General features: G+C 72.1%; 11 protein-coding genes. 8 read left to right on the top strand and 3 right to left on the bottom strand.

Features of this window, described 5'->3' with window-relative positions; translation table 11 throughout:
• Positions 1–309: 309 nt before the first annotated feature.
• The 6 genes from ACZ8ZB_RS31175 (at position 310) to ACZ8ZB_RS31150 (ending at position 9,261) form a co-directional block, all read left to right on the top strand.
• Positions 310–612 carry a DUF5133 domain-containing protein gene (locus ACZ8ZB_RS31175; RefSeq protein WP_470740936.1) on the top strand — a complete coding sequence of 101 codons (303 nt, stop codon included), beginning with the start codon at positions 310–312 and terminating at the stop codon, positions 610–612.
• Between the two features lie 73 nt (positions 613–685).
• A complete protein-coding gene (locus tag ACZ8ZB_RS31170) occupies positions 686–2,683 on the top strand; it encodes an alpha-1,4-glucan--maltose-1-phosphate maltosyltransferase (RefSeq protein ID WP_470740935.1) in 1,998 nt (665 codons plus the stop codon).
• Positions 2,680–4,416, top strand: a complete 1,737-nt coding sequence (gene treS, locus ACZ8ZB_RS31165; RefSeq protein WP_470740934.1) for a maltose alpha-D-glucosyltransferase — start codon at positions 2,680–2,682, stop codon at positions 4,414–4,416. Before ACZ8ZB_RS31170 ends, treS begins: the two co-directional genes overlap by 4 nt.
• A 28-nt stretch (positions 4,417–4,444) precedes the next feature.
• A complete protein-coding gene (locus ACZ8ZB_RS31160; RefSeq protein WP_470740933.1) occupies positions 4,445–5,803 on the top strand; it encodes a maltokinase N-terminal cap-like domain-containing protein in 1,359 nt (452 codons plus the stop codon).
• A 4-nt stretch (positions 5,804–5,807) separates the two neighbouring features.
• A complete protein-coding gene (glgB, locus tag ACZ8ZB_RS31155; RefSeq protein ID WP_470740932.1) occupies positions 5,808–8,033 on the top strand; it encodes a 1,4-alpha-glucan branching enzyme in 2,226 nt (741 codons plus the stop codon).
• 109 nt (positions 8,034–8,142) lie between these two features.
• Positions 8,143–9,261, top strand: coding sequence for a glutamate--cysteine ligase 2 (locus ACZ8ZB_RS31150; RefSeq protein WP_470740931.1), 1,119 nt, complete (start codon positions 8,143–8,145; stop codon positions 9,259–9,261).
• Positions 9,262–9,267: 6 nt separating this feature from the next.
• On the opposite strand, the gene ACZ8ZB_RS31145 is transcribed toward ACZ8ZB_RS31150, so the two are convergent.
• A complete protein-coding gene (locus ACZ8ZB_RS31145) occupies positions 9,268–9,501 on the bottom strand; it encodes a DUF6480 family protein (protein ID WP_470741627.1) in 234 nt (77 codons plus the stop codon).
• Positions 9,502–9,654: 153 nt separating this feature from the next.
• Here ACZ8ZB_RS31145 and ACZ8ZB_RS31140 point away from each other — a divergent pair, with 153 nt between their 5' ends.
• Together ACZ8ZB_RS31140 and ACZ8ZB_RS31135 are read left to right on the top strand one after the other, a co-directional pair.
• Positions 9,655–11,559: an AMP-dependent synthetase/ligase gene (locus ACZ8ZB_RS31140; RefSeq protein WP_470740930.1), complete on the top strand. Its 1,905-nt coding sequence runs from the start codon at positions 9,655–9,657 to the stop codon at positions 11,557–11,559.
• A gap of 162 nt (positions 11,560–11,721) precedes the next feature.
• A complete protein-coding gene (locus ACZ8ZB_RS31135) occupies positions 11,722–12,156 on the top strand; it encodes an ATP-binding protein (protein WP_470740929.1) in 435 nt (144 codons plus the stop codon).
• A 2-nt stretch (positions 12,157–12,158) separates the two neighbouring features.
• Here the strand turns inward: ACZ8ZB_RS31135 and ACZ8ZB_RS31130 are convergent, their stop codons facing one another.
• Positions 12,159–12,590 carry an ATP-binding protein gene (locus ACZ8ZB_RS31130; RefSeq protein ID WP_470740928.1) on the bottom strand — a complete coding sequence of 144 codons (432 nt, stop codon included), beginning with the start codon at positions 12,588–12,590 and terminating at the stop codon, positions 12,159–12,161.
• The gene (locus ACZ8ZB_RS31125) at positions 12,587–12,958 is read right to left on the bottom strand and encodes a PRC-barrel domain containing protein (protein WP_470740927.1); all 372 of its coding nucleotides are present in this window, start codon (positions 12,956–12,958) and stop codon (positions 12,587–12,589) included. The genes ACZ8ZB_RS31130 and ACZ8ZB_RS31125 overlap by 4 nt, the downstream gene beginning before the upstream one ends.
• Between the last annotated feature and the right edge of the window lie 205 nt (positions 12,959–13,163).

Here is a 13,163-nt window from a genome sequence, read left to right as displayed (position 1 = left end):
CCCCGCGGGGCGAGCCCCCGAACACGGAACGTGAGCGGGTATCGCTTCTGAGTCACCTTCAGGGTGGGGCGGTTGGGCCGTTCGTGCAACACGAGCGCACTCCGCGACCCCCGGGGCGGCATCCGGGCGGAGGCGGCCCGGCGCACCACCCGAGTGATTGAAAAGCCAACAAGACGATGCGTCATCACCCGTGCACCATGTGTGAAGACCTCGATCGCCGTTACGGATCCGTGCGGCTCCGCGCACGGCCGCCGCCCGACCGTCGGGACGACGCGCCTCGAATCGAGCCCCGGAAAGGTGAACGGCGCCATGCTGCTACCCGCCAAAGCCGAAGTCGCCCGGCAGTTGCGCCGGTACCGGGCCTGGGAACGCGTGATGCTGGCGGCCCCGGCCGATCACACGGTGCGGGCCACCTTCGAGGACGCCGGCCACACCCTCTGCGGGCTGATGGGCAAGCGCTGCGCCCGGGAGGCGGCGGACGCCGCCGAACGGTATCTGCGCACCCCCCTCGTCACCCGTCTGCGGGAACAGAACGACACGCCCCGTCCGGCGGCCGCGGTCCGACGGCGGCCTCCGGCCGTCGAGCGGCGCTCCCCGGCGGGAAGGCAGTGACCTTCCCGCCCCTGTCTGGTCCCACGCCCGGGCGTCCGCCCGGGCGTCGAGCACGGCGGAGGTGCACACACCCATGAAGACGACCCGGAGCGTCGGCCGTGTCCCGGTGAGGGACGTCCGGCCGGCCGTCGACTGCGGCCGGCGGCCGGCCAAGGCCGTCGTGGGCGAGGCGTTCGAGGTCACGGCGACCGTGTTCCGCGAGGGGCACGACGCGGTGGCCGCCGATGTGGTGCTGAGGGATCCCGAGGGGCGTCGGGGGCCGTTCACGCCGATGCGGGAGCTCGCGCCGGGCAGTGACCGGTGGGGCGCGGAGGTCGTCGCGGACAGCCCGGGCCGGTGGACCTACCGCGTCGAGGCCTGGGGCGACCCCGTGACCACCTGGCGCAGGACCGCCGGCATCAAGGTTCCGGCGGGCATCGACACCGGACTGGTGCTGGAGGAAGGCGCCGACCTGTACGAGCGGGCGGCGGCCGGGGTCCCGCGGGAGGACGGACAGGCCCTGGTCCTCGCCGCGGCCGAGATCCTGCGCGACGACTCCCTGCCCTGCGCCACCCGGCTGGCGGCGGCGTTGACGCCGGAGGTGGATGCGGTGCTTTCCCGGCATCCGCTGCGGGAGCTGGTCACCAGCAGCGACCCGCTGCCGCTGCTGGTGGAACGCGAGCGGGCCCTGTACGGCGCCTGGTACGAGTTCTTCCCCCGCTCCGAGGGCACCCCCTCCCGCCCGCACGGCACCTTCGACACCGCCGCCCGCCGCCTGCCCGCGATCGCCGCGATGGGCTTCGACGTCGTCTACCTCCCGCCCATCCACCCCATCGGCACCACCCACCGCAAGGGCCCCAACAACACCCTCGACGCCGGCCCCGGCGACGTCGGCGTGCCCTGGGCCATCGGCTCCCCCGAGGGCGGCCACGACGCCGTCCACCCCGACCTGGGCACCCTGGAGGACTTCACCCGCTTCGTCGCCCGGGCCGGCGACCTCGGCCTGGAGGTGGCCCTCGACTTCGCCCTGCAGTGCTCCCCCGACCACCCCTGGGTCCACAAACACCCCGAGTGGTTCCACCACCGCCCCGACGGCTCCATCGCCCACGCCGAGAACCCGCCCAAGAAGTACCAGGACATCTACCCCATCGCCTTCGACGCCGACTTCGAGGGCCTGGTCGCCGAGACGTGCCGCATCCTGCGGCACTGGACGGCCACCGGGGTGCGGATCTTCCGGGTCGACAACCCGCACACCAAACCCGTGCTCTTCTGGGAACGGGTGATCGGCGAGATCAACGCCACCGACCCCGACGTGATCTTCCTGGCGGAGGCCTTCACCCGCCCCGCGATGATGCACACCCTGGCCCAGATCGGCTTCCAGCAGTCCTACACCTACTTCACCTGGCGCACCACCAAGCGGGAACTGACCGAGTACCTGACCGAACTGACCGGGGAGGCCGCCTCCTACATGCGGCCCAACCTCTTCCCCAACACCCCCGACATCCTGCACGCCTACCTCCAGCACGGCGGCCGGCCCGCCTTCGAGGTCCGCGCCGTCCTGGCCGCCACCCTCTCCCCCGCCTGGGGCATCTACAGCGGCTACGAACTGTGCGAGAACACCCCCCTGCGCGAGGGAAGCGAGGAGTACCTCGACAGCGAGAAGTACCAGCTCACACCCCGCGACTGGCAGACCGCCGAACACCAGGGCCGCACCATCACCCCCCTGATCACCAAGCTCAACACCATCCGGCGCGCACACCCCGCGCTCCACCGGCTCAGGAACCTCCGCTTCCACCGGACGGACAACGACTCCGTCATCGCGTACAGCAAGCGCAGCGGCTCCGACGTCGTGCTCGTGGTCGCCAACCTCGACCCCCACCACACCCAGGAGGCCACGGTCTCGTTGGACATGCCGCACCTCGGCCTGGACTGGCACGAGTCGGCACCGGTGCGCGACGAGCTCACCGGCGAGACCTACCACTGGGGCAGGGCCAACTACGTGCGGCTGGAGCCGGGGCGGGCTCCCGCGCATGTCCTGCACGTACCGAGACCGCCCGCCGCACAGCGAAACGGAGGGCCAGGAACGTCATGACCGTGAACGAGCCGGTGCCGGACACCTTCGAGGACACCCCCGCCAAGGACCGGGACCCCGACTGGTTCAAACGAGCCGTCTTCTACGAGGTCCTCGTCCGCTCCTTCCAGGACAGCAACGGTGACGGCATCGGCGACCTGAAGGGCCTCACCGCCAAACTGGACTACCTGCAATGGCTGGGCGTCGACTGCCTCTGGCTGCCGCCCTTCTTCAAGTCGCCCCTGCGCGACGGCGGTTACGACGTCGCCGACTACACCGCCGTCCTCCCCGACTTCGGCGACCTCGCCGACTTCGTGGAGTTCGTCGACGCGGCGCACCAGCGCGGGATGCGCGTGATCATCGACTTCGTCATGAACCACACCAGCGACCAGCACCCGTGGTTCCAGGAGTCGAGGAAGGACCCCGACGGCCCCTACGGCGACTTCTACGTGTGGGCGGACGACGACAAGGGCTATCCGGACGCGCGGATCATCTTCGTCGACACCGAGGCGTCCAACTGGACGTACGACCCGGTGCGGGGCCGGTACTACTTCCACCGCTTCTTCTCCCACCAGCCGGACCTCAACTACGAGAACCCGCGCGTGCAGGAGGAGATCCTGGCGGCCCTGCGCTTCTGGCTGGACCTGGGGATCGACGGCTTCCGCCTCGACGCGGTGCCGTACCTCTACGCGGCCGAGGGCACCAACTGCGAGAACCTCCCGGAGACGCACGCGTTCCTGAAGCGGGTGCGCAAGGAGATCGACACGCAGTACCCCGACACCGTGCTGCTGGCCGAGGCCAACCAGTGGCCGGAGGACGTCGTCGACTACTTCGGCGACTACGCCGCCGGCGGCGACGAGTGCCACATGGCGTTCCACTTCCCCGTCATGCCGCGCATCTTCATGGCCGTGCGCCGCGAGTCGCGCTACCCCGTCTCCGAGATCCTCGCCAAGACACCGGCCATCCCCTCGGGCTGCCAGTGGGGCATCTTCCTGCGCAACCACGACGAGCTGACCCTGGAGATGGTCACCGACGAGGAACGCGACTACATGTGGGCGGAGTACGCCAAGGACCCCCGCATGCGCGCCAACATCGGCATCCGCCGCCGGCTCGCCCCCCTGCTGGACAACGACCGCAACCAGATCGAACTCTTCACCGCCCTGCTGCTCTCCCTGCCCGGCAGCCCGATCATCTACTACGGCGACGAGATCGGCATGGGCGACAACATCTGGCTCGGCGACCGCGACGCCGTCCGCACCCCGATGCAGTGGACCCCCGACCGCAACGCCGGATTCTCCTCCTCCGATCCCGGCCGGCTGTTCCTGCCGACCATCATGGACCCCGTCTACGGCTACCAGGTCACCAACGTCGAGGCCTCCATGGCCTCCCCCTCCTCACTGCTGCACTGGACCCGCCGGATGATCGAGATCCGCAAACAGAACCCGGCCTTCGGCCTCGGCTCCTACACCGAGCTGCCCTCCTCCAACCCGGCCGTCCTCGCCTTCCTGCGCGAGGCCCCCCCGAACGGGGAGGACGGGGACGACCTGGTGCTCTGCGTGAACAACTTCTCCCGCTTCGCCCAGCCCACCGAGCTCGACCTCAGCGCCTTCGAGGGACGCCACCCGGTCGAACTGTTCGGCGGGGTGCGCTTCCCGGCCGTCGGCGAACTGCCCTACCTGCTGACCCTCGGGGGCCACGGCTTCTACTGGTTCCGGCTCACCCGAGTCGCGTCCCGCATCGGCCGACGACTGTGAGCGTGTGCCGGGGAGAGGAGGCGTCACCATGACGAAGACCGCGTTCCTGCGGCCGCGAACCGCGCCCGCCGAGCCCACGGAATCGCTCACCGGGCTGCTGCGCGAGTGGCTGCCGCTGCAGCGCTGGTTCGCCGGCAAGGACCGGCCCGTCACCGACCTCGGTGTGCTGTCGATGACGGAGCTGTTCCCGGGCTGTCTGCACGTACTGGTGCACGCCGGTCACGGAGGCGTGCCCGCTCCCGGTGGCACGTCCCCGGCCGGTGACTGCTACCAGCTCCTCCTGGGTGTACGGGAACATCCCTCGCCGCGGCTCGGCAAGGCGCTCATCGGCAGGGTGCTGGACGGCCGGCTGGCCGGGCTGACGGTCTACGACGCCCTGCACGACCCGCGCGCCGCCCAGCTGTTCCTGGAACGGCTGCGTCGTCCCGGCGCGGCGGGCCCGTTGCGCTTCGAGTGCGACGGGTCCCAGCAGGTGCCCGCCGGACTGGTGCCGCGCCTGATGACCGCCGAGCAGTCCAACTCCTCGCTGGTGTACGGCGACGAGTACATCCTGAAGGTGTTCCGGCGCATCCAGCCCGGTGTCAACCCGGACCTGGAGGTGCCCGGGGCGCTGGCCCGGCAGGGCTGTCACCGGGTGCCCGCCCCGGTGGCCTGGTTCCGCACCACGGATCCGTTCAAGGCGACGCTCGGCGTGCTCCAGCCGTACCTGCGCAACGCCTCCGACGGCTGGACGCTGGCCCTGGACGCGCTCGCCGCCCATGACGACTTCACCGCGCAGTCGCACGCGCTGGGCCGGGCCACGGCGGACGTCCACCTGGCGCTGTCCTCGGCGTTCCCCATCGGCGCGCCGGGCGAGAACGGGCGGACGGCGGTGGCGATGACCGAGCGGCTGACCGCCGCGGCGCACGCCGTCCCCGCGCTCCAGCCGTTCGTGCCGGGGCTGCGGGCAGCCTTCGCCGCGCTGGCCACCTGCGACGCCGGGCCGCCCGCCCAGCGCATCCACGGCGACCTGCACCTGGGGCAGGTGCTGCGGGCGGGGCGTGAGTGGTTCGTCATCGACTTCGAGGGCGAGCCGTCCCGGCCGCTCTCCGAACGGCGCAGCGCCCACTCCCCCGTGCGGGACATCGCCGGGATGCTGCGCTCCTTCGACTACGCCGCCCGCCAGCGCCGCCCCTGGCGCCCGGAGTGGGCGCGCCGCTGCCGTGAGGCCTACTGCGCGGGCTACGCCGCCCGCGCCGGCTGGGACCCGCGCAAGAAGCACGGTCTGCTCCGCGCCTACGAGACCGACCGTGCCGTGTACGAGGTGCTGTACGAGGCCCGGCACCGACCCGACTGGCTGCCCGTACCCATGGCGGCGATCGAGCGCCTCGCCGTGAGAGGAGACTGAAGCCGTGGCCCTGCGTGACACCCCGCTTCCCGAGCCGGCCGGGTCCGTCCCGTCCGCCGCCGCGCCCCCCGGCGCCGCACCCGCCCTCGATCCGGCCGACCGGGGGCGCCTGCTGGCGGGCGCCCACCACGATCCGCACGCGCTGCTCGGCGCCCATCCGGTGCCCGGCGGGATCGCCTTCCGGGCGCTGCGCCCCTTCGCACGGGAGGTGAGCGTGATCGTCGACGGCGGGCGCACCCCGCTCGTCTCGGAGGGCGACGGCCTCTTCTCCGGCGTACTGCCGCTGGACGCGATCCCCGCGTACACGCTGACGGTGGCCTACGGCGACGAGGAGGCGGTGCCGACGCACGACCCGTACCGGTTCCTGCCCGCACTCGGCGAGTTCGACCTGCATCTGATCGGCGAGGGCCGGCACGAGGAGCTGTGGACCGCTCTCGGCGCGCACCCCATGACCCACCAGGGTGTCGCCGGCACCCGCTTCACGGTGTGGGCGCCGAACGCGCAAGGGGTGCGGGTCGCCGCCGACTTCACCCACTGGGACGGCACGGCGTTCCCGATGCGCTCGCTGGGCTCGTCCGGGGTGTGGGAGCTGTTCCTGCCCGGCGTCGGCGAGGGCACCTGCTACAAGTTCGAGATCCACTCCCGCCACGGCCACCGGTTCCTCAAGGCCGACCCGATGGCGCGGCGCACGGAGGCGCCGCCGAACACGGCGTCCGTGGTGACGGCCTCGCACTACGAGTGGGGCGATGCCGACTGGTTCGCGCGGCGGGCGGCGACGCCCGTGCACGAGGCGCCGTTCTCGGTGTACGAGGTGCACCTGCCGTCCTGGCGGCCGGGGCTGGGCTACCGCGAGCTCGCCGAGGAGCTGCCCGCGTACGTCGAGGACCTCGGCTTCACCCACGTGGAGCTGATGCCGGTCGCCGAGCACCCCTTCGGGCCGTCCTGGGGTTACCAGGTCACCGGGTTCTACGCGCCCACCGCCCGCCTGGGCACCCCGGACGACTTCCGGTACCTGGTCGACGCCCTGCACCGGGCCGGCATCGGCGTGATCATGGACTGGGTGCCGGCGCACTTCCCGAAGGACGACTGGGCGCTGGCCCGCTTCGACGGGGAGCCGCTCTACGAGCCGGGTGACTCGCGGCGCGCGGAGCACCCCGACTGGGGGACGTACACCTTCGACTACGCCCGCACCGAGGTGCGCAACTTCCTGGTCGCGAACGCCGTGTACTGGTGCCAGGAGTTCCACATCGACGGGCTGCGGGTGGACGCGGTCGCCTCGATGCTCTACCTGGACTACTCGCGCGAGGACGGCGGCTGGGAGCCGAACGCGTACGGCGGCCGGGAGGACCTGGCGGCGATGGCGTTCCTGCAGGAGATGAACGCGACCGTGTACCGGCGCTGCCCCGGGGTGGTGACCATCGCGGAGGAGTCCACGGCGTGGGGCGGGGTGACCCGGCCCACCGACACCGGCGGGCTCGGGTTCGGGCTGAAGTGGAACATGGGCTGGATGCACGACTCGCTGGAGTACGTCTCCCGCGAGCCGGTGCACCGCACGTACCACCACCACGAGATGACGTTCGCGATGGTGTACGCCTACAGCGAGAACTACGTGCTGCCCATCTCGCACGACGAGGTGGTGCACGGCAAGCAGGCGCTGGTGTCGAAGATGCCGGGCGACTGGTGGCAGCGGCGCGCCAACGTCCGTGCCTACCTCGGATTCATGTGGGCCCACCCCGGCAAGCAGCTGCTGTTCATGGGGCAGGAGTTCGCCCAGGGCGCCGAGTGGTCCGAGAAGCAGGGTCCGGAGTGGTGGCTGCTGGACGACGGGTACCACTCCGCGGGCGACCACCGCGGGGTGCGGGACCTGGTGCGCGACCTCAACACCGTGTACCGGGACACCCCGGCGCTGTGGCGGCGCGACACCGACCCGTCCGGCTTCCGGTGGGTGTCGGTGGACGCGGTCGACGACAACGTCTTCGCGTTCCTGCGGTACGACGCCGACGGCTCCCCGCTGCTCGCGGTGTCGAACTTCTCCCCCGTGGTCCGGCACGACTACCCGCTCGCCGTCGGCGACGACGTGATCGCCTGGCAGGAGGTCCTCAACACCGACGCCGCGCGCTACGGCGGCGGGGACGTCACCGACCCGGACCCGGTCAAGCCCGAGGACGGCACCGTCCGGCTCACGCTGCCTCCGCTCGCGACGATGTGGCTGGCCCCGACCGGCCCGTGAGAGTCCGGCGGCGCCGCCAGGTGTCCGACGCTCCGGCCGGGGCATCCGGGGTCGTACGACCGAGGGCTTCTCGGCGTCGTCACGGCAGGTCAAGGAAGGGCGGCATCAGGTGCGCACCGTCGGAGTGGAGGAGGAGCTCCTCCTGGTCGATCCGGAGAGCGGAGAACCGCGGGCGATGTCCGCGGCGGTACTCGCCCGCGCCGCCCGGGACGGCGCGGAACAGGACGTCTTCGAGAGGGAACTGCACGAGCAGATGCTGGAGTTCGCCACGCATCCGCAGTCCTCGATGGAGAGCCTGCACGCGGAGATCGTCCGCTGCCGCGAGGAGGCCGCCGGGCACGCGGGGGAGATCGGCTGCGCCGTCGCCGCCCTCGCCACCTCGCCGCTGCCGGTGAGCCCGGCCATCGGCGTCAACCGGCGGTACCGGTGGATGGAGGAGCAGTACGGCATCGCCACCCGGGAACAGCTCGTCATGGGCTGCCACGTCCATGTGTCCGTCGAGTCCGACGAGGAGGGCGTCGGGGTCGTGGACCGGCTGCGGCCCTGGCTGTCGGTGCTGTCGGCGCTGAGCGCGAACTCGCCGTTCTGGCAGGGCAAGGAGACGGGCTACAGCAGCTACCGCAGCCGGGTCTGGCAGCGCTGGCCCTCGGCCGGTCCGACCGAGCCGTTCGGCTCGGCCGAGCGCTACCACCGGCGGGTCGCCGACATGGTGGCCACCGGCGTCATCCTCGACGAGAAGATGGCCTACTTCGACGCCCGGCTGTCCCAGCAGTACCCGACGGTGGAGATCCGCGTCTCCGACGTCTGTCTGCACGCGGAGACGGCGGCGCTGATCGCCACCCTCGTCCGCGGGCTGGTGGAGACCGCGGCCCGCGAGTGGCGGGCCGGCCGGGCGCCGGTGGACCCGGGCGTCAGCCTGCTCCGGCTGGCCGCCTGGCAGGCGGCCCGGTCGGGGCTGACGGGCGAACTGCTCCACCCGCAGACCATGCGCCGCATGCCGGCCGAGGCGGTCGTCCGCGGCCTCCTCGACCACGTCGCCGAGGCCCTGGAGGCCACCGGCGACCTGGAGCGCGCCCGCGAGGGCTGCGCACGCCTGTTGCGCGACGGCAACGGGGCGCAGGTGCAGCGCGCCCTGCTGGAACGCACGGGGAGTCTGCGGGACGTCGTCACGGAGTGCGTACGGCACACCCAGGGGGCGGGCCGTGCGGAGGCCGCTCCTCGCGGGTAGGGGGCGTCAGAGGATGAGGATGAGGGCGTAGGCCAGGAAGAACGCCGCGATCAGCACCACGAGGACGAGGATCGCGGCCAGCGGGCCCTTGGCCCAGCCCTTGGTCGGGTTGTGCGTCTCCCGGGGGCCCGCCTCGGGCATGCTGCTCTCCGCGGGCGGGGTCTCGCCCGGGGGCACGCCGCCTCCCGGTTCGAGGCCGGTGGTGCGTTCCGGTTCGGGATCTGGATTGACGTAGCTCATGCCGTCCGGGTCCCCCGAAAGCGCCGAGATCATCAGTGCGGACACACTTGTCGCGATCCCGGCGCGGGGGCGCTCCCGCTCGGCTACATTCAGGCACCGCCGATGACGGTGCTCACCGGCCGAGTCACACCCCGTACACGTCAGGAGCAGTGCATGCGCGACCTCGCTCTCGCTCCCCGCTCCGCCCCGCCCCTGACCGGCGGCCTCGCCGACAGCCTCTTCGAGACGGCGGCCGAGAGCCCCGGCCTGCCGATGCTCGCCCACCGCGCCCGTCCGGCCTCCGCCGGCTGGGAGCGGATCACCGCCCTCGAGTTCCGCGACCAGGTGGTCGCCCTGGCCAAGGGCCTGGTGGCGTCCGGCATCTCGCCCGGCACACGGGTGGCGATCATGGCGCGCACCCGCTACGAGTGGACCCTCCTGGGCCACGCCCTGTGGACGGTGGGCGCCGAGATCGTCCCCGTCTACCCGACCTCCTCGCGCGAACAGGTGGAGTGGATCCTGCGGGACTCCGGCTGTGTGGGCGTGCTGGTGGAGGACGAACAGGGCGTGATGACCGTCGGGTCCGTGTGCGCCGCGCTGCCACGGCTGCGGCACGTCTGGCAACTGGACGCGGGCGCGCTGGACCAGCTGGTGGCGCGCGGCGCGTTCCTCCCGGCGGCCACGGTCGACTCGATGCGCCGCATCGTCCTGCCGGACTCCACGGCCGTCGTCGCCTACACCTCCGGCACGTCCGGCCACCCCATGGGCTGCGCGCTGAGCCACCGCGGCCTGGCCTTCATGAGCGACACCCTGCTGGCGGGCTGGCGCCACGTCACGGCGTCCCCCGGCGAGCAGGCCGCCGTCCTCGCCTTCCTGCCCTTCTCCCACGTCTACGGTCTGATGATCCAGGTGCTGTGCGTGCGCGGCGGGCTGCTGATGGGACACGAACCCGACATCGGCGGGGAGTCCCTGTCCTCGGCCCTGCGCACCTTCCGGCCCACCTATCTGTACGCCGTCCCCTCGCTGCTGGAGAAGATCTACAAGAACTTCCTGCGCGCGGCACGGTCGTCGGGCCGCGGCGCCCTGTTCGAGCGGGCGGCCGGCACGGCGCGGGACTTCGCCGCCGCGCTGGAGCGGCAGCGGCTGGGCCACGGTGCGGGGCCCGGCTTCGACCTGCGGCTCCAGCACGCCCTGTACGAGCGCACGGTCTACCGCAGGCTGCGGGCCGCGCTGGGCGGCCGGGTGCTGCGGGCCACCTCGGGCGGTTCGACGCTCAGCCGTGACCTGTCCCTCTTCTACGAGGGGATCGGCGTCTACGTCCACGACGGCTACGGGCTCACCGAGACCAGCGGCGGGGTGACGATGCAGCCGTTCGGGCGGGAGAAGTCCGGCACCGTCGGGCAGGCGCTCCCGGGCACCGAGATCCAGGTGGCCGACGACGGGGAGATCCTGGTGCGCGGGCCGTCGGTGTTCCAGGGGTACGTGGGCGACGAGGCCGCCACCCGGGCTGTGCTGCGCGACGGCTGGCTGGCCACGGGCGATCTGGGACGGCTGGACGCCGAGGGCTACCTCACGATCACCGGCCGCAAGAAGGACGTCATCGTCACGAGCAGCGGCAAGAGCGTGGCGCCGACGGCCCTGGAGCAGCGGCTGCGGATGCACCCGCTGGTCCACCAGGCCGTCGTCGTGGGCGACAACCGGCCGTGTGTGGGCGCCCTGATCACGTTGGACCCGGAGTTCCTCGACGACTGGCGGGCGGCGCTGTCCCTGTCGGGCGACACGCCGGCCCGGGAGGCCCGGGAGGAGAACGCGCTGCGGGAGGAGATCACGCGGGCGGTCGCCGCGGCCAACAGCAGTGTGTCGCGCTCGGAGTCGATCCGGGTGTTCCGGGTGCTGCCCGAACCGTTCGACGTCGCCAACGGGTTGCTGACGCCTTCGATGAAGCTGCGCCGGGACGCGATCGTGCGGCACCACGCGCTGGAGATCGACGCGATGTACCAGTCGCGGACGCGTCCGGGGCGGACGCCTGCCGTGGACGAGTCCTACGGCTGGGACGACTCGGACGACGTCTTCCGCTGACCGCCCGGGAAGGCGGGGGTCCGCCGCCGGCCGGCGACGGGTTTGTCACCGGCCGGGCCCGGGCATGCGGGCGCGTAGGCTCCGCCCGCGCGGGAACCCACAGTTCGAGAGGGCGCAGACGCAACGACGACTGCCCCGCGACGACGGGGCCTGGAAGGCGAGATGGCACGCGAGCCGCGTAGGGACAGGACACTGGCTGCCGAGGACATCACGAGCCGCAGCGTCAGCTTCCCGGGGAAGCTGCACGATGTGACGGACGCACGCCTGGTCGCGGAGGAGTTCCTCTTCGACCTGGCCCGTGTGTCGGCGCCGTCGGCCCCGGAGCACTGGGACGACATCCTCCTGGTGGTGACGGAGCTGGCCGCCAACGCGGTGCAGTACGCGCCGGGCCCGTTCCAGCTGCGTCTGCGCAGGACGTTCGACGGGGTGCACGTGGTGATGCACGACACCAGCACCACCGAGCCGACCCCGCGGCCCTTCCACCCCCACCGCGGCGGCGGGGGCATCGGCTGGCACCTGATCCACACGCTGTGCGATCAGGTCAGCGTCGTCAGCGACGACCAGGGCAAGGACATCCACGTCTTCCTGCCCTGGTGAGGCTAGGGCGGCGCGTCGCGCAGGGGGACGAACACGCTGACGGTCTTGCCTCCGCCCGGACGCCTGCGGACGTCGATGTCCCGCGCCAGCCGGATCACCAGGGGCCATCCGTAGCCGCTGCCCCGGTGCACGTCCGGCAGGGCGCCGGTTCCGCGGGCTGCCTCGGGGATGACGTCGCTGTGGTCGTGGACGTCGATCCGCACCCCCTCCCCGGTCGTCCGCACGTCGAAGCCGGCCAGTCCGGCGCCGTGCCGGATGGCGTTGGTGACCAGCTCCGACACGACGAGCGAGAGGTCGATCATGTCCTGGGGGTGCGGAGCGCGGCCCTCCGAGTCCCAGCGCGCCCGCACCGTCGCCTCGGCGTGCGCCCGTGCGCCGGCGGCACTGCGCACCCCCGTGCCGTCGGCCGGACGCGTCTGTCGTGCGGTGCTCACCCGGTGGGACTCTCGCGCGGCGGCAGCCGGTGATAGTAGTCGCCGACCGCGGTGAGGTAGGCGGGGTCCATGGTCTCGCTGTCGGTCCGGAACCGGGGCGCTTCCTTGACCTCGGCCCTGGTGCAGTCCAACGTCACCTGGCGTTCCCCCGCGTGGACGTCCGTGACGACGCCGACCGGCACCAGGACGCTGCGGCCGAACACCCACACGCCGGTGTCGACGACGAGGTGCCGCATGCCGTGGTGGTCGGCCTGCCGGTCCACATGGCCGATGGTGCCGTCGCTCGCGACGACGGTGTAGTCCGTGAGGTCCTGCTCCTGGACGTGGTCCAGGCCTGGCGCGTACGACCAGATGCTGTCGATGGACACTGCTCCTTGCCTCCCCGATGACGACGGATCCCCTGGGCGGCGCCCAGCTCCACAGCAGCAAATACCCGTCTGGAGCGCGCGCATTCGAAAGGCATGGACCAAAAGCGCGCACCGGCGGCCCGCCGCTCCGCGCCCCCGTGAAATCCGGCCGAGTACCCATCAGGGGCCGGTGCATGCACGCGTCCCGGGACTTTCCCGGACCGTC

Source organism: Streptomyces sp. 12E (assembly GCF_055633275.1).
Note: the sequence above shows the minus strand (reverse complement) of the source record. Positions and strands in the feature narration are given on the sequence as shown.

Bases quoted from the DNA above. Each gene is read 5' to 3' on its own strand.
- ACZ8ZB_RS31175 (WP_470740936.1), top strand. From the start codon at position 310: ATGCTGCTACCCGCCAAAGCCGAAGTCGCCCGGCAGTTGCGCCGGTAC.
- ACZ8ZB_RS31160 (WP_470740933.1), top strand. From the start codon at position 4,445: ATGACGAAGACCGCGTTCCTGCGGCCGCGAACCGCGCCCGCCGAGCCC.
- ACZ8ZB_RS31145 (WP_470741627.1), bottom strand. From the start codon at position 9,501: ATGAGCTACGTCAATCCAGATCCCGAACCGGAACGCACCACCGGCCTC.
- ACZ8ZB_RS31140 (WP_470740930.1), top strand. From the start codon at position 9,655: ATGCGCGACCTCGCTCTCGCTCCCCGCTCCGCCCCGCCCCTGACCGGC.
- ACZ8ZB_RS31135 (WP_470740929.1), top strand. From the start codon at position 11,722: ATGGCACGCGAGCCGCGTAGGGACAGGACACTGGCTGCCGAGGACATC.
- ACZ8ZB_RS31170 (WP_470740935.1), top strand. From the start codon at position 686: ATGAAGACGACCCGGAGCGTCGGCCGTGTCCCGGTGAGGGACGTCCGG.
- treS (WP_470740934.1), top strand. From the start codon at position 2,680: ATGACCGTGAACGAGCCGGTGCCGGACACCTTCGAGGACACCCCCGCC.